Raw genomic sequence first — 22,897 nt, 5'->3', positions numbered from 1 at the left:
AGAATATTCTAGCTCTTTTCCGTTTTTATTTGTTTTTTCACTATGAAACACACTTGATAAGCGATTGTCTTGATCAAAAATAATATTTTTTGTTAGCTCTATGATGAGTTTCCTATATCGTAAGAAATAAACAATTTTCCGCCGTCTGTACAGCTGTTCCTTATTTATGACAGCTTTTTTTATTGACCATTTTTCCGCTCCTCACATACTGTATGAGTAAAAAGTACAGGAAGGAGGAACCACAATGGAAATCAAAGCAACTATTGGAGATACGACGTTTATATGCCGTGGAGAGTTAGAAGCGTACTTTCAACCATTTCGTGAGGCGACCATTGGAACGAATTATCCGTTTACCTCCCCCTTCGGACAACAGCGAATGATTTATGCTGACTGGACAGCAAGCGGACGTCTTTATAAGCCGATTGAACAAAAAATCATAGAAGAATTAGGTCCGTATGTTGCCAACACGCATACGGAATCGAATATTGCAAGTACAAAAATCACACTAGCGTACAAACAAGCGAAAGAAATTATCAAACATCATGTTAACGCGGGACAAGATGATATATTAATTATGGAAGGATCAGGAATGACCGGTGCCATTAATAAGCTTCAACGCTTACTTGGGTTACGTGTACCTGAACAACTCAAGTCCTATATACAACTCCCTGAAGACAAAAGACCGATCATCTTTATCACTCATATGGAGCATCATTCCAATATGTTATCATGGATGGAGACGATCGGAGATGTCGTCACGATTCGGCCAACAGCAAACGGCGATGTCGATATCGATCATTTACAAGAACTGTTGCAACAATACGCCCATCGACCGTTAAAAATCGGCGCGTTTACTGCTTGCTCGAATGTCACAGGTATTCAAACTCCTTATCATACGCTAGCAAAAGTCATGCACGAACATGGAGGGATTTGCTTTATCGATTTTGCTGCTTCAGCTCCATACGTTTCCATCAATATGCATCCAGATGATCCACTGGAACAATTAGACGGCATTTATTTTTCGCCCCATAAATTTTTAGGAGGGCCAGGTAGTGCTGGCGTGCTCATTTTTAATGCACGCTTATATAAAAATCGTATTCCTGATCATCCGGGGGGCGGAACTGTACTATGGACTAATCCATGGGGAGAATATCAATATGTCGATGATATTGAATCGCGTGAAGATGGAGGGACACCGCCATTTTTACAAACGATTAAGGCCGCATTAGCCATTAAGCTGAAAGAAAAAATGGGCGTTGATCGTATTTTGCAACGGGAAAAAGAATTAGCGACATTACTTTTATCGCATATGAAGCGAATTCCCGGGGTTCGTATTTTAGAAGGAAAGAGGGAAGACCGGCTTGGCATTGTCTCATTTATTATTGAAGGAATGCATTATAACTTAGTTGTCAAAGTATTGAATGACCGCTTCGGCATTCAAGTGCGTGGAGGATGCTCATGCGCAGGTCCGTATGGTCATTATTTGTTGAATATTGACCAAGCAACATCACATGAAATCATGAAACAAGTCAAAGCGGGTAATTTGTTGTACAAACCGGGATGGGTGCGGATTTCTGTTCATCCGATTATGACAAACGAAGAAATATACGAAATCGTTCGTGCCATTCGACTCATTACGCGGCATAAAGGCGAGTGGAAACAAGAATATATGTATGATCAAACAAAAAATGAGTTTTATCATCATCAAGATGACAGAGATGTTCGTCAGTTATTTGCGCTTTAAGCTGCATATCATTTTCATTCTTCTTGGATAACGGGTAAAATGAAGAACAAATGAAAAAAGAAAAGGGGAGAGTCATGAGCGAGTTATATCATTTATTTCTTCGCACCGAACGGGAGAAACGACTGCATGAACAAGCAGCACAGCTAGCAGAACAGTTTCGGAAGCGCGCTCATTGGTATGACGAACAGGCAACATTTCCATTCGAAAATTTTACCGACCTAAAAAAAGCGCGTTTTCTTTCTCTTACCGTTCCTAAACAATACGGAGGGGAAGAAATTTCTCTCTATGAATTTTTACTAGTTCAAGAGACGATTGCGCAAGGAGACGGAGCTACGGCTTTATCGCTTGGTTGGCACTTAGGACTCGTCATGAATCTTGCGCAAGAGAAAAAGTGGAATCCATCCTTGTTTGCGCGTGTGTGCAAAGAAATTGTTGAAGAGCAACGGCTACTTAACAGCGCTCAATCGGAGAAAGCAACAGGAAGTCCTGCGCGCGGCGGAAAGCCGGAAACGACAGCAGAAAAGCGAAATGGCCGCTGGGTGATTCATGGTCGGAAAACGTATACATCGCTCGCTCCGGCGCTTGATTATTTTATCGTGTCCGCCACCATTAAAGAAACGGGGGAAGTAGCTAATTTCCTTATTCCGAAATCCGCTGATGGCCTCAAAATTGAAGAAACATGGAATACTCTCGGGATGAGAGGAACAAGGAGCGATGACTTAATACTCGAGTATGTAGAAGTGGAAGAAGAGGCCCTTGTGGAAAGATTATCACCACAGAAAAAAGGCCAGCCACAAGGGTGGTTATTGCATATTCCTGCTTGTTATTTAGGCATTGCCATCGCGGCGCGCAATGAAGCGATTGCATTTGCAAAAACGTATCAGCCAAACAGCTTGCCCCACCCGATTGCCAACGTGCCGGAAGTGCGGAGAAAAATCGCAGAGATTGACATTAACCTCATGACCGCACGTCATTTTATGTATTCGATCGCCGATCAATGGGATCGCAATCCAGAGAAACGAGCCGAGATGAAACAAGAACTCGCCGTTGTTAAATATGTCGCCACAAATACAGCAGTGAAAGTTGTTGATTTAGCGATGCGCGTAGTCGGAGGACAAAGTTTATTTTCATCTCATCCGCTCCAACGTTATTATCGTGATGTACGTGCCGGATTACATAATCCGCCTGCTGATGATATCACGCTTTCACTTGTTGCCAATCATACTTTGGATGGGTGATGATCTCCTATCCTCGAAGCGTTTCAGAGGGCCAGCGAGGAAGGGTTCATTGAATTCGGCTCTGTCACGTTTTGTGGCCGGCCGAATGTCCGGCAGCATATCCTCCCGCTGCAGTGGGATTGAAGCGTCGTGAGGAGATGGTCGCCATTTAGATGAAATGTACTTTTTATTCAAAAAGAGCAGTCAGATATCTGACTGCTCTTTTTTTGTGAAGGATTAAACAAGCTCCTTCCGCATAAATTGCGGCAACTGGAAGCATTGTTTAAGCACCGCTTCATTAATATATTTTGTATCAGATGGTAAGGACGTCGTTTCCGGAAGTGAAAGAGGAATGTTTGCCCCGATGGTAAAACTCCATAACCCACCAGGATATGTTGGTACGGTTGCGGTATAAATCGACGCATACGGGAATAATTGACAAATATTTGCGTACGTTTGTTTTAATACATCCATATGAAAAATCGGAGACTGGCTTTGACAAACCATAAGCCCGTCTTCTTTTAATGCGCGACGGACACTTGCATAAAAGTCATATGAAAACAGTTCTTTCGCTGGTCCAACTGGATCAGAGGAATCAATAATAATCACATCATACGTATTAACATGCTCTTTCACAAAAGCAACTCCATCAGTATATACATAACGGACGCGTGGATCCGAAAGATTACCAGAAACATCTGGAAGATAGTTTTTGCATGAAGTAACGACCATCTCATCAATCTCAACGAGGTGAATTTCCTCGACTTGTTCATATTTCGCCACTTCTCTGGCTGCACCACAATCTCCACCGCCGATAATTAATACCTTTTTCGGTGCTGGATGGAATTGAAGTGGAACATGAGAAATCATTTCATTATAAATATGACCGTCAATCGACGTTGTTTGTACAACTCCATCAAGAACGAGCATTCTTCCGAAATCGTAGGAGTCCAAAATCATTACATGTTGGAATGGAGACTGCTCGGAAAAAATGATGTCTTTAATCCGATAGCTGATTTTTAAGTTTTCACGATCATCTTCTGTTAACCAAAGTTCACCGTTTTCTGTTTTCATATAAGGTGGTAATGGCTTTGATACGTGCTTCATTGTAACCTCCTTCAACAATCTCTAGTTTTTCTCATACCTTTCTAATATTAATATATTTTGCGAAATGTGACAAACGAAGGAGATTCATTTAAACAGAGAGCCATTGGTCTGTGTCGAATATCTCCACACGTTCGGATTGGGATTGCTTCTTTTTTCATTATTGACCAGCTGGAATCCCTATAGAAGCTGTAAGCACGTGGCTTTCTCTACCTGTTTATTAGTATGTATAAAAAACGGAAAAATAAAAGAGGTTTGCTCCTAAATGATAAGCAAACCTCAAACTTGTTTGAAAATTGTTTGCAAGCTTTGTTTATTATGAAGTAAATCCGCTAATGTATATGAATCAAGTACACACAAAAACGCTTCTAGCGCTTCATGTAGCACGTGTTTTAATTGACAGACAGGAGTAATGACACAATGGTTTCCGTGACTAGCAAAACATTCCACAAGGGATAGATTATCTTCTGTCTTTCGAACAACCGCACCAATTCGAATTTCTTCTGGCTGCATAGCAAGGCGAATGCCCCCGTTTCGTCCGCGGATTGTTTCGATAAATCCCAGCTTCCCAAGTTCATACACAATTTTGCTTAAGTGATTTTCTGAAATTGCAAATGCCTGGGAAATTTCTTTAATGCTCGTTTTTTCCCCGGCTTCGAGCGTTCCTAAAAAGAGGAGTACGCGCAGGGCATACTCTGTATAGTTTGTTAACTGCATGATATTCACACCTTTAAAGTCTTGTTCTATCGTTCATTTTAGCATAAAAAAGCTTCAATTTTAAAATCATTCAATTGTGAACAATTTATTAAAGATGTATTTGAAATATTGCTTTTAGATAAACTATATGCTTCAATAAAGATGTATATAAAATACATCTTTTTGCGAGGGGATATAGGAATGAGTACGACAAAGCCACTATTAAGTGAAAAAACGATTCAAATCGTCCAATCTACCGTTCCTGTTCTTGAAGAGCACGGAGAACAGATTACAAAGCATTTTTATCAACTCATGTTGTCCAATCATCCAGAACTACTCAACATTTTTAACCATGTCAATCAAAAACAAGGGCGGCAACAAAAGGCGCTCGCAGCCGCAGTATATGAGGCAGCCAAACATATCGACCGTTTGGAGATGATTTTACCGGTTGTCAAACAAATTGCTCATAAGCACCGAAGCTTAGGAGTGAAGCCGGAACATTATCCGATTGTCGGAAAGTACTTACTATTAGCGATTAAGGATGTATTAGGTGATGCGGCGACCGATGACATTATCGAAGCGTGGAAAGAAGCATACGAAGTGATTGCTGATGTGTTTATTCAAATAGAAGAACAAATGTACAACGAAGCGGCGACGAAACGAGGAGGATGGAAAGACTTCCGCAAGTTTGTTGTACAGAAAAAAGTGAAAGAAAGCGATGTAATTACGTCCTTTTATTTAGTGCCGGAAGACGGTGGCGATATTAGCGAGTTTTTACCGGGGCAATATGTTAGTGTCAAAGTTCGCATTCCTGGCGAGACATACACGCATATTCGCCAATACAGTTTGTCGGATGCACCAGGAAAAGAGTATTATCGCATTAGTGTAAAACGAGAAGCAGCGACCGAGGAAAAACCAGCAGGAATTGTTTCCAACTATTTACATGAACATATCCATGCAGGAGATATATTAGAATTAAGCGCCCCAGCAGGCGTTTTCACGCTTGATATAACGGATGATACGCCGGTAGTTCTCATAAGCGGCGGAGTTGGAATTACACCACTACTCAGCATGGTCAATACGCTTGTCGAGCGGCAACCAAAGCGGAACGTGACATTTATTCACGCGGCAATCAACGGAAATGTTCATGCGTTTGATGGGCATATGCGCCGCTTAGCGGAACAACATCCAACACTTTCTTATTATGTGTGCTATCAATCTCCTTCTGATAAGGATCGACAAAATCCTTATTTTGCGAAGGAAGGATTCATTGATTGGCCTTGGCTTCAATCAGTTGTTCATGAGAAAAAGGCAAACTTTTATTTCTGCGGTCCGATTCCGTTTATGAAAACGGTCTATCACGCCTTAAAAGAATGGGGCGTGCCGGAAGAACGAATTCACTATGAATTTTTTGGACCAGCTGGTGATTTAACGAAATAACTTGAAAAGGCATCTCTCCCGTTCACAAGAGATGCCTTTTTCGTTATTTTCGGGTATTATAAAGAAAAGGAGGTATAGTGACGGATGGGATACGAATTAGCCACGTTTGCCGGCGGCTGTTTTTGGTGCATGGTATCGCCATTTGAAGAACAGCCGGGGATTATCAAAGTTGTATCGGGATATACAGGCGGCCACAAAGAAAACCCAACGTACGAAGAAGTGTGCACACAAACAACCGGCCATTATGAGGCAGTGCAAATTACGTTTGATCCGGACATTTTTCCTTACGAAAAACTGCTCGATATTTACTGGCGACAAATTGACCCAACCGATGAGGGCGGGCAGTTTCATGATCGCGGTGAATCATACCGAACAGCGATTTTTTACCATAGCGAGGAACAACGCCGTTTAGCGGAGAAATCGAAACGAGAATTAGAAGAAAGCGGTCGTTTCTCCAAACCGATTGTAACCAAAATTTTGCCTGCTTCAACGTTTTATCCAGCGGAAGATTATCATCAAGATTATCATAAGAAAAATCCGATTCGTTATAAGCTTTACCGAGTCGGTTCTGGACGCGACGCTTTTTTGAAAAAGCACTGGCTTGATAAAGAACGGGATGAGATGTTGCGAAAAAAACTAACTCCTCTTCAATACGAGGTGACGCAGAGAAACGGAACCGAACCGCCATTTGATAATCCATATTGGAATAATACACGAGAAGGAATTTATGTCGATATTGTATCAGGAGAGCCGCTATTTAGTTCGTTGGACCAATTTGATTCCGGTTGTGGCTGGCCAAGTTTTACTAAGCCGCTTCATCCGGAAAATATTAAAACTGAGCTAGATCTTAGTCACGGGATGATTCGTACCGAAGTCCGCAGCCGCCAAGCCGATTCTCATCTTGGTCATGTCTTTAACGACGGTCCGGCACCAACGGGACTTCGTTATTGTATTAATTCGGCGGCATTGCGATTTATTCCAAAAGAAGATTTAGAAAAAGAAGGATACGGACAATATTTGTCTTTGTTTAAATAAAAAACGGTTGGAATTCCGACCGTTTTTTTGTATGATGAATAAAAAATTGTCATAATAGGAGGAACAGCAAACATGCACACATTTCGAGAACGTCGTTGGCAAACGTTTTTACAAAACTACCAAAATCGCGCCCGTTTAGTAATTTCATGCCCAGACAAACCGGGAATTGTTGCAGCAGTTACATCTTTTTTATACGAACAAGATGCAAATATCGTAGAATCTAGTCAATATTCCACCGATCCTGAAGGTGGCACGTTTTTCTTGCGAATTGAATTCGATTGCCCAAACATTGCGGAAAGAAAGCAAGAAATCGAAAACGGATTTACATCAATTGCTCAGTCGTTTCAAATGAACTGGCGACTTCATTTACATAACGATATTAAACGAATTGCGATTTTCGTTTCAAAAGAAGAACATTGCTTGCTAGAGTTGTTATGGGAATGGCAGGCAGGGGAGTTGCTTGCTGATATTGCACTTGTCATCAGCAATCACGAACATATGAGAAATAGTGTGGAATCACTTGGGATTCCTTACTACTGCATTCCTGTCACAAAAGAAAATAAATCGGAAGCAGAACAGAAACAATTATCATTATTAAAAGAATATCAAGTTGATACTATTGTTCTTGCTCGTTATATGCAAATTTTGTCGCCAAATTTTGTCGCTGAGTTCCCGTCACGAATCATTAACATTCATCATTCCTTTTTGCCGGCTTTTGTCGGAGCCAGACCATACGAACGCGCCTATGAACGTGGCGTAAAGTTAATCGGCGCGACATCGCACTATGTAACTGATGATTTAGATGAAGGCCCGATTATCGAACAAGACGTGGCGAGGGTTGACCATCGACATCATCCGGAAGATTTAAAACGAATTGGACGAATTATTGAAAAAACCGTACTTTCCCGCGCGTTAAAATGGCATTTAGAAGATCGCGTCATTATTTACGGCAATAAAACGATCGTCTTTCATTGAACGAAGAAAGGGGAAACTCTTTCTTCCTTTTTTACTGTATCCTACTAATAAAACTATGTTCTAAATAAAAAACAAACACAAAAAGCAGGATTTTCATTAATACAATGGAATTAGTACAATAAAAGAAAAGAATCTTTGTTCGAAAGAGGTGAAATCAATCAATGGGTGAAAAACGAACATCCAGCGGTTTTCTTTTAAAACAACGTGCGTTTTTAAAATTGTATTTAATCACATTGACAGAACAAGAACGTCTATACGGACTCAAAATATTAGATGTGCTTCGGCAAGAGTTTAAGCCATATGGCTACAAGCCGAACCACTCTGAAGTATATAAAGCGCTCCATGACTTAATCGAAGACGGGATTTTAAAACAAGTCAAACAAAAGAAGGAAGGAATGAAATATCAAGAGGTAGTGTATTATCGGTTTGCCGATGGCGGCTATGAAAAAGCGAAGTTGTATAAAAGGCAATTAAAAGCGGAATTAGACCGCTGTGAAGCGCTCATTCGAAAAGCGATTAAGGACAATTTCAGCTAATGGGAGAGCATTTTTACATATTTGCAAAGCTCTCCTTTTTCTTTTTGTTTACATAATATTTTTATATAAAACAATCATCTTTTTTTGCGTCACTGTCATTTATCTAGTAGAATAATAACGTATTTATGAAAACAAGAGAAAGGACGAATACATCGTGAAGCTTACATCACTGCCGTATGACATCGAACAAATCATTCAACATAGAAAACAGCAATTTTCTAATAGCGAAAATGCCGATCTCATCGGAAAAGGAGGCTATACTCCAGCCGATGAATCGATTTTATACGACGCCATCGTGGCGCTGTCACTTGGGAAAAATGTATTATTAAAAGGGCCGACGGGTTCTGGAAAAACGAAACTAGCGGAAACGTTATCGTTTTTATTCGGCCAACCGATGCATAGTGTTAACTGCTCCGTCGATTTAGATGCGGAAGCACTGCTTGGCTTTAAGACGATTCAAAATCGCGACGGAAAAACGACCATTGAGTTTATTCCAGGTCCTGTTATTCAGGCAATGACAAAAGGGCATTTGTTATATATTGATGAAATTAATATGGCCAAACCGGAAACATTACCGATTTTAAACGGGGTATTAGACTATCGAAAAATGATCACAAACCCATTTACAGGGGAAGTCATCAAGGCAAAAGAGACATTTGGAGTTATTGCTGCCATCAATGAAGGCTATGTCGGTACGGTGCCGCTGAACGAAGCGCTAAAAAACCGATTTGTTGTTATCGATGTTCCGTATATTCAAGGAGATACATTAAAATCGGTGTTAATGGCACAGACAAAATTAACGGACAAAACGCTCATTGATCGCTTTGTGACACTATCCGCCGACTTAATTACGCAAGCCAAACATGGACACATTTCTGAGGAAGCCGCTTCCATTAGAGCGCTCATCGATACGTGTGATTTAGCCGTGTACTTGCCACCGCTTCGTGCTATTCAGCGCGGAATTATCGAAAAACTAGAGGATGAACGGGAAAAAGCGGCGGTGCAAAACATCGCGGAAACGCTCTTTGAGTGAGGGATCATCCATGAAACGGTTCATCCAATTTAATGACAAAAAAATCGATTCATTTTTGTTCATGCAGCTATCAGATTTAGCGAAAACATTGACAAAACAAAGCGATTGGGAAGTCGAATTCGGTTATCAATCCTACCTTGATTTCCGAAACCGCAAACTGTACGTCAGCTATTTTTGGGACAATCGACCAATCGAAGAAAAAGTAAACGGTTTAAAAAGCGATGTATGCTTGCGGGCAATCGGGAACCTTTTTCATATGGATGTTTCCGAAGTGGTGGCCTTCATCGAGCAAGTCAAAGCCACATCTCTTCCCAACTTTGCCAAACAACTATTTATGCTTGCCGAAGATTTACGTCTCGAAGAAATTTGTAAAAAAGAACGCCCAGGAACAAAAAAGTGGTTTCGTGTTCGCCGCGAAGTGTACCGACGCTATTTTCAAAGTCAAGCAAACGTCAACCTTGTCAAAAGCGTTCATACCGATGCCTTATTTAATGTTATGTACTTATTATTAACATCAGAATCACCACTTGAAGATGTACCGTCCATTCACGAAAACATCAACCGTATGATGCCTTGGATTCGCCAAACGATCAGCCAATTTTTTGATGCCGTTTCTACAAAAGACATAGCTCGTGTGACATTCACCCTCATCGATGCACTTGATGGGGTGTTAGAAAATGATATGTTGAATACGTATTTTTATCTTCCCGAGCATGGCTATGAACTTGAAGAACCGGCATTTACAATTGATGACCTTAAACGAAAAGATCCGCTAAACAATTGCGATGTGCTCGATAAAGAGAAACAGGGAGACGAAGACATTCATGAAGAAACGTTACCGACATGGCATCGGGAAACAAGTGACATGACAAAAAGCTTCTTGCGGTTTGAGCTTGAACAAGGCTCACAAACAGATTTATTAGGAGAAGGGGTGCGCGAGGGGGAAGAAGGGGATCAAGCGTTAGCGATTGTTCAAGGTTCCGCTCGAAAAAGCACACAAAACGATTATGCAAAACGAAGCGCATACGAGCAAAAACGTGACGTTCGTAAAAGCGGAGAGGGCTATGTTTATGGAAAAGAAAATCGCTATGCACAAGCGATCTTTTTATCTCCAAATCCCCCTTCTTTTCAGCAAATGGCTGAGTACGAGAAAAAGAAAGCAGAAATTATACCGTACCAGAAAAAACTCAAACAAATGATCGAAAAAACATTAGAGCATAAAAAGACATTACCGCGCACCGACTTACATTTTGGCCGCTTGCATAAAAAATTGCTTCGATTATGGACCGATGAACAGCCACGACTATTTTATAAAAAGCATGAGCCGTCTGCACAAATTGATGCGGTGTTTACGTTGCTTGTAGACTGTTCTGCGTCCATGCACGATAAAATGGAAGAAACGAAACGGGGGATTATTTTGTTTCATGAGGCATTGAAATCCGTGTTTGTTCCCCATCAAATTGTCGGGTTTTGGGAAGATCCGAACGAAGCAACTGAAACAAAGCAGCCAAATTATTTTCAAACGGTCATTTCATTTTCTGAGTCACTAAAAAAACAGAGCGGTGCAAAAATTATGCAACTGGAACCAGAAGAAGATAACCGTGATGGCTTTGCAATTCGCATCATGACAGAACAGCTGTTGCAGCGCACTGAAAAGCAAAAATTTTTACTTGTGTTTTCCGACGGAGAACCAGCGGCATTTGGATACGAACAAAACGGAATTATCGACACCCATGAAGCGGTGCTAGAAGCGCGAAAACATGGAATTGAAGTCATTAACGTCTTTTTGGCTAACGGAGATATCGACGAAGGCCAACAAACAACGATTCAAAATATTTATGGAAAACATAGCATTCTCGTTCCGAACGTAGAACAATTGCCTGACATATTGTTTCCGCTTTTAAAAAAATTGTTGTACAAAAGTTTGTAACAAATCATCAAAGAATGGGAATGATGATAAAGAAAAGGAAGGATCGGCGATGATTAAACTGTTTACGGACAGCGATTTAGATGGAATTGGTTGTGGACTGTTGGCGAAAATCGCCTTTGAGGATGAGGTAAGCATTTCTTATTGTTCATATCGGAACTTAGACGAACGAGTGCAGCAATTTATTGAAAACGAAGAACATGACGAAGCACACATATTTATTACAGATTTAGCGGTTGGAGCAGATGTTGAAAAAAAACTGGCGGAACGATTTGCGGCCGGGAAACATGTACAGGTGATTGATCATCACATTACCGCTTTGCATTTTAATGAATACCCGTGGGGATGGGTTCAACCTACTGATGAGTCTGGAAAAAAGACTTGTGCGACGTCATTATTTTATGAATACCTTGTTCGCGAACAAAAATTAGAGCGTAACGAAACGCTTGACGAGTTTGTCGACCTCGTTCGCCAATATGATACATGGGAATGGGAAGAAACGAATAATGTGCAAGCAAAACGGCTCAATGATTTGTTTTCGATTTTAGGAATTGATGAATTTTTTGATCAAATGAAAGAGCGCCTAACTGCAAATGCTCCATTTTCGTTAACGGAGACGGAAGAGCTTATTCTTAATTTGGAAGAAAAGAAAATCAATCGGTATATTCGCATGAAACAAAAACAAATGGTTCAACTTTGGATCAATGACCATTGTGTCGGTGTTGTGTTTGCAGAGCGGTATATATCGGAGTTAGGGAATGCCTTATCAAAGCGGTGTCCGCATTTAGACCTTGTCGCAATGGTCAACCTCGGCACGAAACATATCGGATTTCGGACGATTCATGATACGATCAATGTGGCAGAGTTTGCGAAGCAATTTGGCGGAGGCGGCCATCCGAAAGCATCTGGCTGTTTTGTCGACGATAAAACGTTTCCACTCTTTGTTGTAAATGCTTTTGGCTTACCGCCCATTTACCATGATGTCGAACAAAATCAATACAATACAAAAGAACAAGAAAGAGGCTTCTTTTTTAAAAACAATGAAGAAAAATGGTTTTTCCTTTTTGCGAACGACGAACATAAATGGGTGATTTCTTACGAAGATGGTAAGAACGAGTCATTTCAAAGTCTAGAAAAAGCTGAGCGATTTTTAAAACGCCAATTTGCTGCGGGATTAGCGGAAGACGCCGCAGTCATTGATTATTTGCACGAACACCTTTCACTAGAGAAAGAAACGATTCTCAACCATTATTCAGAAGCTGTGCAACAATATAAACATAAACAAAAAAGCTGATGTTGATGATTATCAAGACCTAAAAATAGCATATCAATTCTAAGACCAAATCGCATACTGATTTGGTCTTTTTAATTGTCTTGGTGAATTAATGAGTCACCAATATCGCACCAGGGATGAATAGTGATATAAGCGAACACGGGTATGGTTCGATTTTTACTGCTTCTATAGATTCAAGCCCTTCATTTGTGGATCTTGATGCTCATGGTGAAGCCTCTCAATCATCTATTCTCACAGTTATTATTCTTTTGTCTGAGTGGAATAATATTCGTAATATCCGTCCTCATCCTCGAAAGGAATACATCCAATATGATAGATATTTAATAATTCATTGCTAAAAATTCCGCGTTTACATCCACCCTTGTCCATTATCATTTATGATATTTTGCATATCTTATAACATGGGAGAGAAAAGTCTCCTAAGTAGCCACCGATAAATATATGCACCTCCTTCATCTTTACTAAAAGCGCATGTCATAACATGCGCTTTTAGCCTTTGTTGAATCTAAAAAAATGATCAGAAATGCAATCCAATAACATTAATAGGGTAAATATTGAATTTTCTTATCGATTAGTGAGTTTGTCCAATCCAACTATTTTTTGAGAGCATAATTTAAAAGTAGGGATTGAAGTTTAGTAATCCCTTCATACTCAATAGGGGGGGTGAAACATTTATGTGTTGGGGATGTGGAAGATATGGCGGTGCAGGATATGGCTACGGTGGCTACGGTGGCGGTGGCTTCAATTTTGCGTTGATTGTTGTATTGTTCATTTTATTAATTATTGTAGGAACTTCTATTTGGAGTTGGAGCTAACTAATAAAGCCTAACGTTCTTATAAAAAACATAAACAATAAATAGGAGGTGTGAGATATGAGCGCTTTTGCCTTAATTGTTGTTTTATTCGTCTTACTTATTATTGTAGGATGTTCTTGTACAGGTCTAGGCGGTTATTAATTCCTCCACAAGTTAACATTAAATTACCTTCTTAAATTCCTCATTTAATCGGAATGGCTAGTTTCGCTTATTTTCAGAAAGGCAAAGGACAGATTGGAATGATCTGTCCTTTTTTAAAAGATCCACTTGGTACAAACATTTACTGTGCCAGAAAGGAGAGATAAAATACAAAATTTAGTTCGAAGATATCAGGGAAAGCCTGTTGAGGTAATAGATCGCTACGGCGCGCTTTCTAAAAAAGAAAACCAAAAATCCTTGATTCATTATTTGAATCCTCTTTTCTCGATTCGCAAAATGAATAAATGATCAATGATCAATGAATGATTTAATCAACACATCTTTAAAGAGCCTATAGGTTCTTTAAAGATTGGCAATTTTGTCGACAAGCCAAAAGAAACCTACTTTTTTGTAGGTTTCTTTATGTTTTTATAATAGGCTATTTTTTAAGAAATTTTGTAATTAGAGGACTTATTTGATCAAACATTTTCTTAGCTTGTTGAGCCGTTCCTGCAATCTTTATAAAATCTAAATTTCCTTCTGATGTACGAAAATAAGACATGAAATCTTGTTTATTTTGCTTTATTGGGGGGCGCCGTAATGGAGCACGAGGAAAAATAGGGGGCATGGATCTTCTAGGCATCAAATGAAAAACCTCCTTTGAGTTACATATCTTTTCTTTAATAGATATATGAAAAATTGAACCTTTAAGGAAAGGTACATGTCCCTAAAAACACATAATTAATTACTATTCCTATACATAATAAAAAAGCAATCATACATAAAATGATTGCCCTCTAAAAATAATGAGGATGATCAGAAAAAGAGTGACAACAAGCATAGAGCATAAATACCCTCGGTCCTTTAATTTTAGAGTTTTATTCAATGTCAATAAAACCATCTGTTTAGATTTCTTTTAGGAGTGACAATTCTTAATTGCCATCTTTATAAGTAGCTCTAGTGTCTTTTTCTAAAATAGAAAAACGAGATGAATCTTTCATTTTTTAAAGATCGTACGGTAGTACGTATTTTCATCATTCTATAGTTAAACTATACTGACCCTTTACTTTAATGGAACAATATAGATGAAGTTTTTAAACAACATTTTTGTAAATTAAACAACTTTATTGTCACTCATTGTTAAAATTATTGGGTATTCGGATTATCGAGTTGAAAGTCTAAACTGCTAAATATTGTTATTTACTTTATAAATCGGATAAAGGTGTGGAATTGTTCCTTTAACAGCTAATATTTTTAATAACTGAGTATTAGCAAATTGAACAATTCCACTTATTCAATTCATTAAAAGTTTTTTTGATTAATATATTTAAAAACCGTAGAATTAGAGTTATTTTAATTTTCCTTTTGTGGGGAAAGAAGCAATTTTTTTAATGCTTTTCCATATAGATCAAAGGGAACACTATCTTCATTAATATAATGGAATATAGCCATGCCATTTTCTAACGAAAGAATTGTCCATGCAATTTCTTCCGATGAAAGAGTAAACTCATGATTCTCTTTCTTCATTAATATTTCAATAGATTTGGATATTTGTTCTACTGATTGCCTTATCATATTAGACCATTTATTACGGACTGACTCTTTACGCATCGCATAAAGAAGAAATTCTATATTAAGCATACTCCACGTTCGATTTTCCTCTCTAACCAAATTAAAGTATTCATCCATTTTTTCAATAAAATGCGAAAGTGAATATTGTTGGTCTATTACTCGATGGATGTTCTCTACATGCAAATTCATTTGCCGTTCCAATAGAGCCAGAAAGAGCTCTTCTTTGGAATTAAAATTAGCATAAACTGCACCTTTACTAAATCCAGCATGTTCTGCAATTTTATCCACAGAAGCACCGTGAAAACCAAATTCGGCAAAGATCTCAACAGCTGAGTCTAAGAGTAATTTCCTTGTTTCCTCTTTTCGCTCCTTTTGCGTTAATCTTCGTCTAACCATTCTTCTCCTCCTTCTCTTGACAATCATACCATATAGCATTAATATACCATATAGTATTTATATCCTGCATAGTATCTATTTTACATTATAATCGATATAGATGATAAGGGGAGGGAAGAACAATGAGAGAGGAAGAAATCAATATAAAGCAAAACAAACCTTGGTCAAAAATACTTTCACAAACAATTAAAACAGGGATTATTAAGTCAAACCTGATTCCAATGTTCGCAGGATTAACATTGTCATTATATACATATCAAATCAGCCTATTTGAGAAATTACCTGAAATAATATTTTCGTTTATTGGTTCTACTCTAGTAATAGGGGCAGCAGGAGCTTTTAATAATTTATATGATCGAGATATAGATTCTATCATGCAGAGAACTAAAAAGAGACCAACAGTAACAGGAGAAATAAAAAACCGAAAGCAGTATTCTGGCTTGGGGTCTTCATGTCTTTTTTCGGAATACTAGCTCTTGCATTAACTACTCCTTTAGCGGCATTTCTAGGATTACTAGGTTTATTTTTTTATATTTTCCCTTATACAATGTGGAGTAAGAGAAGAACAGTTTATAATACGGAGATTGGAAGTATCTCAGGAGCGATGCCACCTCTCATTGGTTGGGCTGCTATTTATCCAGATATCACACATCCTGCTATCCTTGGCCTTTTTGTTATAGCTATTATCTGGCAAATGCCACATTTCTATTCTATAGCTATTCGAAAACACGATGAATATAAGGCTGCAAAAGTTCCGATGCTTCCTGTTGTAAAAGGAGTTAAAAGGACATATATACAAACTAACATTTATTTAATTGTATTAATTGCAATAAGTTTTCTTTTTAGTTCTTTAAGCATTGGACTTATGTTAGTGGCACTTCTTTTAAGTGTTATATGGCTTATTTTAAGTGTTTTCGGTTATAAGAGGATGGATTCAGAGAGATGGGCAAAATCAATGTTTATTTATTCCTTAATTCATATGACGATTCTCTTTTCAACTGTAATTATATATTCTCTTATGGGTATTATTTTTAATTTATAAAATGGTGTTATGGAAAGGGGGAATGATGAAAATTAATATGCTTAACCTCCCGAATTTTAAGGTTCTTAATATGCAAGAAAATGAGGACGATTATCGATTCTTAGTAGAGACAGTAAATTCCACCTCCTTCATATCGCCCAAAATGTGGAACTGTTGCTAATCTCTTTAAACATGGCAAGAAAAAACAGCTATTCTTTGACCTTCCTAAGGTGTGTTTATTTTGAAAATAGGGGTTCCGCTATTTATAAATATGTACCTACCTTTGATATTTCTTATTCAATGTAGTGTTAAGTGCTTTAGGATTTTTACAAACACAGATACACATGGAAAATCCCCTGATTTTTGATTAAAAACAGAGGATTTTCGTTTTTAAAACACTTAGGGAATGGATAAAATATGTTCTCCTTAAGCATCACTTCCGTTAGGAGAATAACGTTAGGCTATGAACTTAGTAAGCCATGCTATATAGTATGCTCCGGGGACAAATAAAAATTGGGCTAAAATAGTTCCGAATAGCCTTGAAGTAACCATCATGATAGAAATGCTTTTTAGTGTTGTATAATTTCCTTTTCGATTCACCACATCATCGGCAAGAATTGAAATTTTAGGGTCAACGAACAGAGCCAATAGAATAGTGGCTATGCCGTTGATTAGACCAGAAGCGTTAATTGCAGTTGTAGACCGTTCAGGTGCCATTAGAGATGCATACAAAGCAGCGAACACTCCTACTGTATATATGGCAGTAATCGCCATATTAAAGAAAAACAATTGTTTAGGTACATTGCTGAGGTTTATGTCTTTTATGTAAGACCATCTTGGTAAGTGTATATGTTTTATGCCTCTTTTGAAAAAAGCCATATTTGTTCCTTTTTTCATCAACGCTGATATGGAGCCTCGGTTGTTTGAAAGATGAATGATGGCTCTCGAGAAGATGGCAATGAAAGTGGGGAGAAGTAATATTCCTAATAACGTACCAAGAGTAGATGAACCTATGAGTACCCGAAACTCCATTTTTACAAACTCCAGAGCTCCATGCTTTGGAGCCGTATCAATCAAACTCCCTGTAAATGGCTGCTGCATCATATTAGCTAATCTTGAAACTATCACCATTACGTTAAATAAAGATAAAGCAGAAGCGATTAACTTTACTCTCGCACCTGATAACCTTACTGCATAAGCCAATGTCTCTATGCTATGAATAATCAAAATGAACAGAGATATAAATAAAACTTTTTCATTGACGAAGTCCATATTCTTCCCTTCCTTTTCGAAGATACTCCTATTATAATTTATAATCCAAAAATTCACAAAATTTTATTGCATATCCTGACTGTTTGTTGAATAAGGAGGAGAATAATGTTTCCTGCTATCCAATAGTTTATAAACCTCCGCGTATGCTTCTTTCAACTGTTCTCTCAATTCTTTGTTTTCGTCTTCTAATTTTTCGTTTCAAATCAACGATTCAATGAGAGTGTCTTTGTTTCGGCTACATCTGCTTCGTTTGCTACGCTATTCTATGATTCGTCCTAATCGTCCAAAATAGCGTTGCAAATTGAGTGCACGGCTTTGATCATGATCGAATATCGTGAAGGGGAGGGGGGAGGAAAATATGGTCACGCTACCGGTTAACATTCATACGGAATATGTAAAACAAAAACGTCTTGAACTTTATTATCCTGTTATTTATGGATTACCGAACAAAGAAACGGAGAAAAAAATAAACTATGAGATACTAGCTGCTGTTCAACAAATTCTCATGGACCAAGGGTTTTACGAAAATCCGTTGACTGAAATCACAGGACACTTTGAGCTGAAAACAAATGAAAAAGATGTTTTAAGCTTAACGATTATCAATTACGCTTATTCTGGCGGTGCCCATGGGCTTACACTCATGAAAGGGTTAACATTTGATGTTTCGACAGGAAAAAAATATTTGCTTTCTGAATTATTTTTAGACGACAGTGATTACGTGAAAGTACTATCGTCGATGGTGTCAACTCAAATTAAAGAGAGAGACATTTTTTTTAAATCCTCCGTTCAAAAGCGTCTCACCAGAACAAGATTTCTACATTGAAAGCACTTGTGCTATTTTATCAGTTGTATAAGTTAACGGCTTATGCATTTGGATTCCCGTATTTTCCGATTTCCGTATACGACATAGAAAAAGTCGTTGATCCGCAATCGCCTTTAGGGAAAATGCTTCCATAATACTCATAAAAAGTTAACACAATTGTAACAGTTTTTATATTTGAATAGACACAGTTTTTCTTTATAATTATGAATAGGAGGTGAGAAGAGTGAAACAGTATGTCTTTTCTTTCTACACAGAGCAAGCCAAGCCGGTTGTTTGGGAAGAGGCTATTCTGGCTGAAGGGATGATGGATGCTTTTTTGAAAGCAAAAAAGCTTATGAAAAAATACAAACAAGAAAAGGGAGCCCCTGTCCGCGTTCAATACAAAGGTGTATGTTATCGCCACATTGATATCGCGTAACTAGCACGGAAGGATGGTACCATGATTTCCCTACTGCAACAACTTGGATATTATGATTAAATGTGTAGCGGTTCACTGAAAAAAAGAAGAAAAACACCGCTACACATTTTTATTTTATTCGATTTTTACGTGTACATTTTGTATCGCATTGTATCCATAACCTTTTCGATTCCATATAGGAACAGATGGTTGTGTGCGGCCGCTTGAATCTGTCGCTTTAACTAAAATCGTATATTCTCCTTTTTCACGTACGTTCCATGCAAAATGCCAATGTATCCAGGCATAACGTTCTTGTTCACAGAGCATAAGCACCGCTTTCTCCCATGTTTTTCCGTCATCCACGCTAATTTCAACTTTTTTGATCCTTCCGCTTCCAGTCCATGCAATTCCCTCAATAAGAAGAGTGCCGGCACGATGAGTCGAGTAATCGAGAGGAGATTGAATGAGTGAATTGACATTGATGGTAGTGACCGGTTTTTTATCCTCATCGCTATATTTGTAAGGGTAATATACATAATCAATGGTTTGAAACGGGCCAGTGAAAGGTTGATCGGTGACAATAATTTGTTTCAACCATTTGACCGACGCCATGGCGTACCATTGTGGAACGATAAGACGAAGCGGGAAACCATGTTTGAAGGGAAGAGGGGTTCCGTTGTATTCGTATGCAATGATCGTATCTGGATGAAGCGCTTTTTCAAGCGGCAAACTTCTTGCGTAATAAAAAAGACCATCCATATCTTGACGTTTTCCAAAATCAGCTCCAATAAATATAACTTCTTTAGCATTGCTTTGTATGTATGCTAACGACAGAAGCTCTCGCAACGAAACACCCGTCCAGACAGCTTGGCTAATGGCACCATCTTTCCATTGTTCACCAAATATAGGAGGAGTAAACTTCGCGCGTTGATTTCCTGCACATTCCAAGGGAACAAGTAATTTTTTGGAAGGCATCATCTTTAGTTGAGATACGCTGATGGAAAAAGGACGCTGCACTTGACCATGAATGAATAAATCACTTGATTCCAGTTCCGGAAATGGAAAATGATTACGTCGAAAGAAATAACGCGCCGGAAACACTGATTCCCGCAACAAAAAGTGAATCGGCGTTTCCTGATTTTCCGGCATAAGACTCCGCGTCGTCAAATAAGGACGTAATTTCAATGCAGCAAACAACTCCTTAATAATCAATTTTTATTTTATGTATTGTATTATGTATATTTGACAAATAAACTGAGTTGAATTTTAAATTTTATTTTTCTTTTTCTTTTTTGTCTCAATATAATAAGTTTACTTTTAAATTGAGATAAAATTCTTCTTTAAATCAATAACTTCCTATAATTTATATTATGTCTACTAGATAATTTCTGCACAAATGGAGGGTTTCTTCCCTCAAGTGCCCATAAAATCAATTATTCGGAACTTGTTATCTTAAGTTCCTCATAATTTTTTGTGTCTACGAATTATCATTTTTTAAACGAATTATCATTATTTTTTTACCGATTATCATCGGTCGTTTATTATCAACTGGAGGTGTTTTTATGTTGTTTCGACAAGCCATTGATGAATTTGTGTTGTACTTGCAAATTGAAAAAAACTATTCACTTAACACCGTTGATGGTTATGCTTATGATTTGAGATGTTTCGAGAACTTCTTAATTCAACACGGTTATTCTGTACAACTTAATGACATTACAAAAACACATGTTCGTCGCTTCATCCAGTATCAGATTACAAAAGAAAATGTCAAACCTCGAACGATCTATCGGAGAATTTCTTGCTTGAAATCGTTCAGTAAATACTGTGTCAAAGAAAATCTAATCGACAACGATTTTATGATCGGAATTGATACTCCTAAAACGGATAGTAAATTACCGACCTATATGTATGTCTTTGTCTGAACTACGAAAGCTATTTCATTTTTTGGAGCAAGACAATAGCCGAATGGCGATGCGAAACCATCTTCTATTTAAACTGTTAGCCACTACGGGTATGCGAAGATCTGAAATTGTTGAACTAACTTGGAAACAAATTGATTTATCTAACAACACGATACGTATATATGGGAAAGGAAAAAAAGAGCGCTTACTCCCCCTTCATCCCATGGTTGTCCCATTAATTAAAAGCTATATGGGAAGTTTAGAAGAATATCAGCTCCATCCTTCCCAACCAGTGTTTTTAAATAAAAACGGTAAAAAACTGAATCCGCGTGGTTTACATAAGATATTTATATTTATCTAAGGAAATCTTCCGGGTATCGCGAATGTTAAGGCCTTGACATCTCGAACATTCGCCTCATAAGATAAAAAAGCAAAGGCAGCTTTAATGAGCCACAATGGCATCTGTTTCTGAACTGCCCACAAATTCCAGGAGCGGCATGCCCTTCTCCTTATTTTTTACTTAATCCCTGCGAAAGGAAGTTGGAACATGGGTATTCGTTATGAAGTGATTTCCGAAGACGAGATTCTTTGTATTAAAGATTTATGCAATGAATTAATGGCCTATCAAAAATCTAAAGCAGCGATCCATCCGGAGTTGTTTGACGGTATGTGTTTTGAAACGAGAATGATTCCATCGATCGAAAAAGCGAAAGCGAACTACATCATCGTAGCGAAAGATGGCGATGAAATTGTTGGATATGCATATAGTAATATTTCTCCAAAAACAATCTATTCCAATAATTTCGCGACTTTGCCGTGTGATGCATTTTTTGATTTTGATTCTGTTCCAACCGACACGATGAAATTATGGGGTACAGTTTATAAAGTAACCTCTGATCGGGCAAACAACGATAAATTTTATATCTACGCTAATTTTCAATGGCTGAAATCACCTTTTTACGAGCTTGTTGATAAAATGACTTTCGGTTTTCCTTCGAGTGCAGGATTTTATCTTCCAACTAGTAATGGATCAGTAACACAACATCAACATAGATATAGTCAAGATCCACAAGGTAATGGGAACTGGGTAGATTATGCAATTGATTACACTCCTAGTGATTGGGAACCAAATGCTGGAGTTGCTGGTGAATTTGACTTAAGAAGCTCTACAGAATTTACTTTACACAAAGGATATATGGGACAATATGTTTATGTACCAACATCAAAAAATGGTACAATTAATATTAAAATTCAATATGGACACAAATTATATTCCGGTCAACCTAGTGTATCAGTATATCCAGCAGGATTATCAATAACCCCAACATCTTCAGTAGATACTGCTTCTTACGCTTTAACACTAACTTATTAGTAGATCTTATACTTCCTACATTTGTTATCTTGTTAGAGAAAAGAATAAAAATTAAAATATTTTAATAACTTTTGTATTAATCTATACTTAACAAGATGGTGTTGCAAAACTAGAGTAAAAACTCAAAATTATGCATAAGAATGCATAATTGTACATGCAGTAAATAGCGATGAAACCCATACCAACGTG

Annotated in this window: 23 protein-coding genes and 1 pseudogene; 18 read left to right on the top strand and 6 right to left on the bottom strand. The window is 38.1% G+C overall.

Going from position 1 to position 22,897, the window contains the following annotated elements:
- The first annotated feature begins 244 nt into the window (after positions 1-244).
- Positions 245-1,744: an aminotransferase class V-fold PLP-dependent enzyme gene (locus tag HNR31_RS12620; RefSeq protein ID WP_181556594.1), complete on the top strand. Its 1,500-nt coding sequence runs from the start codon at positions 245-247 to the stop codon at positions 1,742-1,744.
- Positions 1,745-1,818: 74 nt separating this feature from the next.
- Positions 1,819-2,982, top strand: a complete 1,164-nt coding sequence (locus HNR31_RS12615) for an acyl-CoA dehydrogenase family protein (RefSeq protein ID WP_181556593.1) — start codon at positions 1,819-1,821, stop codon at positions 2,980-2,982.
- 216 nt (positions 2,983-3,198) lie between these two features.
- Here HNR31_RS12615 and speE read toward each other — a convergent pair whose 3' ends face one another.
- On the bottom strand, positions 3,199-4,068 hold the full coding sequence (gene speE, locus HNR31_RS12610) for a polyamine aminopropyltransferase (protein WP_181556592.1): 870 nt from the start codon (positions 4,066-4,068) through the stop codon (positions 3,199-3,201).
- Between the two features lie 276 nt (positions 4,069-4,344).
- Positions 4,345-4,782, bottom strand: coding sequence for an Rrf2 family transcriptional regulator (locus HNR31_RS12605; protein WP_181556591.1), 438 nt, complete (start codon positions 4,780-4,782; stop codon positions 4,345-4,347).
- A 180-nt stretch (positions 4,783-4,962) separates the two neighbouring features.
- Here HNR31_RS12605 and hmpA point away from each other — a divergent pair, with 180 nt between their 5' ends.
- From hmpA to HNR31_RS12560, 9 genes are all read left to right on the top strand, one after another.
- The gene (gene hmpA, locus HNR31_RS12600) at positions 4,963-6,201 is read left to right on the top strand and encodes an NO-inducible flavohemoprotein (RefSeq protein ID WP_181556590.1); all 1,239 of its coding nucleotides are present in this window, start codon (positions 4,963-4,965) and stop codon (positions 6,199-6,201) included.
- A gap of 84 nt (positions 6,202-6,285) precedes the next feature.
- Positions 6,286-7,236 (top strand): peptide-methionine (S)-S-oxide reductase MsrA, encoded by a 951-nt coding sequence (gene msrA, locus HNR31_RS12595; RefSeq protein ID WP_181556589.1) that lies wholly within the window; start codon positions 6,286-6,288, stop codon positions 7,234-7,236.
- A gap of 72 nt (positions 7,237-7,308) precedes the next feature.
- A complete protein-coding gene (purU, locus tag HNR31_RS12590; protein ID WP_181556588.1) occupies positions 7,309-8,211 on the top strand; it encodes a formyltetrahydrofolate deformylase in 903 nt (300 codons plus the stop codon).
- 161 nt (positions 8,212-8,372) lie between these two features.
- A complete protein-coding gene (locus tag HNR31_RS12585; RefSeq protein WP_181556587.1) occupies positions 8,373-8,747 on the top strand; it encodes a helix-turn-helix transcriptional regulator in 375 nt (124 codons plus the stop codon).
- 190 nt (positions 8,748-8,937) lie between these two features.
- A complete protein-coding gene (locus HNR31_RS12580) occupies positions 8,938-9,780 on the top strand; it encodes an ATP-binding protein (RefSeq protein WP_373367408.1) in 843 nt (280 codons plus the stop codon).
- Between the two features lie 10 nt (positions 9,781-9,790).
- The gene (locus tag HNR31_RS12575) at positions 9,791-11,710 is read left to right on the top strand and encodes a vWA domain-containing protein (protein WP_181556585.1); all 1,920 of its coding nucleotides are present in this window, start codon (positions 9,791-9,793) and stop codon (positions 11,708-11,710) included.
- Positions 11,711-11,759: 49 nt separating this feature from the next.
- Positions 11,760-13,001, top strand: a complete 1,242-nt coding sequence (locus tag HNR31_RS12570; protein WP_181556584.1) for a DHH family phosphoesterase — start codon at positions 11,760-11,762, stop codon at positions 12,999-13,001.
- 674 nt (positions 13,002-13,675) lie between these two features.
- Positions 13,676-13,816 (top strand): YjcZ family sporulation protein, encoded by a 141-nt coding sequence (locus HNR31_RS12565; RefSeq protein ID WP_181556583.1) that lies wholly within the window; start codon positions 13,676-13,678, stop codon positions 13,814-13,816.
- A 57-nt stretch (positions 13,817-13,873) separates the two neighbouring features.
- On the top strand, positions 13,874-13,957 hold the full coding sequence (locus tag HNR31_RS12560; RefSeq protein ID WP_081260451.1) for a YjcZ family sporulation protein: 84 nt from the start codon (positions 13,874-13,876) through the stop codon (positions 13,955-13,957).
- 436 nt (positions 13,958-14,393) lie between these two features.
- Here the strand turns inward: HNR31_RS12560 and HNR31_RS12555 are convergent, their stop codons facing one another.
- Complete coding sequence (locus HNR31_RS12555; protein ID WP_181556582.1) at positions 14,394-14,597, bottom strand: YppG family protein; 204 nt, start codon at positions 14,595-14,597, stop codon at positions 14,394-14,396.
- A 710-nt stretch (positions 14,598-15,307) separates the two neighbouring features.
- Positions 15,308-15,922, bottom strand: a complete 615-nt coding sequence (locus HNR31_RS12550; RefSeq protein ID WP_181556581.1) for a TetR/AcrR family transcriptional regulator — start codon at positions 15,920-15,922, stop codon at positions 15,308-15,310.
- A 122-nt stretch (positions 15,923-16,044) separates the two neighbouring features.
- Here HNR31_RS12550 and cyoE point away from each other — a divergent pair.
- Positions 16,045-16,964, top strand: a pseudogene (gene cyoE / locus HNR31_RS12545) (heme o synthase).
- 435 nt (positions 16,965-17,399) lie between these two features.
- Here cyoE and HNR31_RS12540 read toward each other — a convergent pair.
- Positions 17,400-18,215, bottom strand: a complete 816-nt coding sequence (locus HNR31_RS12540; RefSeq protein WP_181556580.1) for a lipid II flippase Amj family protein — start codon at positions 18,213-18,215, stop codon at positions 17,400-17,402.
- 358 nt (positions 18,216-18,573) lie between these two features.
- On the opposite strand from HNR31_RS12540, the gene HNR31_RS12535 reads away from it, so the two are divergent.
- The 3 genes from HNR31_RS12535 to HNR31_RS12530 all read left to right on the top strand — a co-directional run bounded on the left by HNR31_RS12535 (position 18,574) and on the right by HNR31_RS12530 (position 19,456).
- A complete protein-coding gene (locus HNR31_RS12535; protein ID WP_258561072.1) occupies positions 18,574-19,038 on the top strand; it encodes a DUF4163 domain-containing protein in 465 nt (154 codons plus the stop codon).
- On the top strand, positions 19,035-19,172 hold the full coding sequence (locus tag HNR31_RS18805) for a hypothetical protein (protein WP_258561071.1): 138 nt from the start codon (positions 19,035-19,037) through the stop codon (positions 19,170-19,172). Before HNR31_RS12535 ends, HNR31_RS18805 begins: the two co-directional genes overlap by 4 nt.
- Before the next feature lie 89 nt (positions 19,173-19,261).
- Positions 19,262-19,456 carry a hypothetical protein gene (locus HNR31_RS12530; protein WP_181556579.1) on the top strand — a complete coding sequence of 65 codons (195 nt, stop codon included), beginning with the start codon at positions 19,262-19,264 and terminating at the stop codon, positions 19,454-19,456.
- 114 nt (positions 19,457-19,570) lie between these two features.
- Here HNR31_RS12530 and HNR31_RS12525 read toward each other — a convergent pair whose 3' ends face one another.
- Positions 19,571-20,620, bottom strand: coding sequence for a sulfite oxidase (locus HNR31_RS12525; protein WP_233414621.1), 1,050 nt, complete (start codon positions 20,618-20,620; stop codon positions 19,571-19,573).
- A 377-nt stretch (positions 20,621-20,997) separates the two neighbouring features.
- Between HNR31_RS12525 and HNR31_RS12520 the strand changes: the two genes are divergently transcribed.
- From HNR31_RS12520 to HNR31_RS18800, 3 genes are all read left to right on the top strand, one after another.
- Entirely contained in the window at positions 20,998-21,357 is a 360-nt protein-coding gene (locus HNR31_RS12520) for a site-specific integrase (RefSeq protein WP_181556578.1), read from the top strand.
- 43 nt (positions 21,358-21,400) lie between these two features.
- Entirely contained in the window at positions 21,401-21,697 is a 297-nt protein-coding gene (locus HNR31_RS12515; protein WP_258561070.1) for a tyrosine-type recombinase/integrase, read from the top strand.
- Between the two features lie 186 nt (positions 21,698-21,883).
- Complete coding sequence (locus HNR31_RS18800) at positions 21,884-22,708, top strand: hypothetical protein (RefSeq protein WP_258561069.1); 825 nt, start codon at positions 21,884-21,886, stop codon at positions 22,706-22,708.
- The last annotated feature ends 189 nt before the right edge of the window (positions 22,709-22,897 follow it).

The organism is Thermaerobacillus caldiproteolyticus (assembly GCF_013761245.1).
In the GTDB taxonomy this organism is placed as follows: domain Bacteria; phylum Bacillota; class Bacilli; order Bacillales; family Anoxybacillaceae; genus Thermaerobacillus; species Thermaerobacillus caldiproteolyticus.
This window is presented reverse-complemented; position numbering and strand designations above follow the sequence as displayed.

Excerpts from the sequence above, each read along its gene's own strand:
- HNR31_RS12620 (WP_181556594.1), top strand. The coding sequence starts at position 245 with ATGGAAATCAAAGCAACTATTGGAGATACGACGTTTATATGCCGTGGA.
- HNR31_RS12615 (WP_181556593.1), top strand. The coding sequence starts at position 1,819 with ATGAGCGAGTTATATCATTTATTTCTTCGCACCGAACGGGAGAAACGA.
- speE (WP_181556592.1), bottom strand. The coding sequence starts at position 4,068 with ATGAAGCACGTATCAAAGCCATTACCACCTTATATGAAAACAGAAAAC.
- HNR31_RS12605 (WP_181556591.1), bottom strand. The coding sequence starts at position 4,782 with ATGCAGTTAACAAACTATACAGAGTATGCCCTGCGCGTACTCCTCTTT.
- hmpA (WP_181556590.1), top strand. The coding sequence starts at position 4,963 with ATGAGTACGACAAAGCCACTATTAAGTGAAAAAACGATTCAAATCGTC.
- msrA (WP_181556589.1), top strand. The coding sequence starts at position 6,286 with ATGGGATACGAATTAGCCACGTTTGCCGGCGGCTGTTTTTGGTGCATG.
- purU (WP_181556588.1), top strand. The coding sequence starts at position 7,309 with ATGCACACATTTCGAGAACGTCGTTGGCAAACGTTTTTACAAAACTAC.
- HNR31_RS12585 (WP_181556587.1), top strand. The coding sequence starts at position 8,373 with ATGGGTGAAAAACGAACATCCAGCGGTTTTCTTTTAAAACAACGTGCG.
- HNR31_RS12575 (WP_181556585.1), top strand. The coding sequence starts at position 9,791 with ATGAAACGGTTCATCCAATTTAATGACAAAAAAATCGATTCATTTTTG.
- HNR31_RS12570 (WP_181556584.1), top strand. The coding sequence starts at position 11,760 with ATGATTAAACTGTTTACGGACAGCGATTTAGATGGAATTGGTTGTGGA.
- HNR31_RS12565 (WP_181556583.1), top strand. The coding sequence starts at position 13,676 with ATGTGTTGGGGATGTGGAAGATATGGCGGTGCAGGATATGGCTACGGT.
- HNR31_RS12560 (WP_081260451.1), top strand. The coding sequence starts at position 13,874 with ATGAGCGCTTTTGCCTTAATTGTTGTTTTATTCGTCTTACTTATTATT.
- HNR31_RS12555 (WP_181556582.1), bottom strand. The coding sequence starts at position 14,597 with ATGCCTAGAAGATCCATGCCCCCTATTTTTCCTCGTGCTCCATTACGG.
- HNR31_RS12550 (WP_181556581.1), bottom strand. The coding sequence starts at position 15,922 with ATGGTTAGACGAAGATTAACGCAAAAGGAGCGAAAAGAGGAAACAAGG.
- HNR31_RS12540 (WP_181556580.1), bottom strand. The coding sequence starts at position 18,215 with ATGGACTTCGTCAATGAAAAAGTTTTATTTATATCTCTGTTCATTTTG.
- HNR31_RS12535 (WP_258561072.1), top strand. The coding sequence starts at position 18,574 with ATGGTCACGCTACCGGTTAACATTCATACGGAATATGTAAAACAAAAA.
- HNR31_RS12520 (WP_181556578.1), top strand. The coding sequence starts at position 20,998 with ATGTTGTTTCGACAAGCCATTGATGAATTTGTGTTGTACTTGCAAATT.
- HNR31_RS12515 (WP_258561070.1), top strand. The coding sequence starts at position 21,401 with ATGGCGATGCGAAACCATCTTCTATTTAAACTGTTAGCCACTACGGGT.
- HNR31_RS18800 (WP_258561069.1), top strand. The coding sequence starts at position 21,884 with ATGGGTATTCGTTATGAAGTGATTTCCGAAGACGAGATTCTTTGTATT.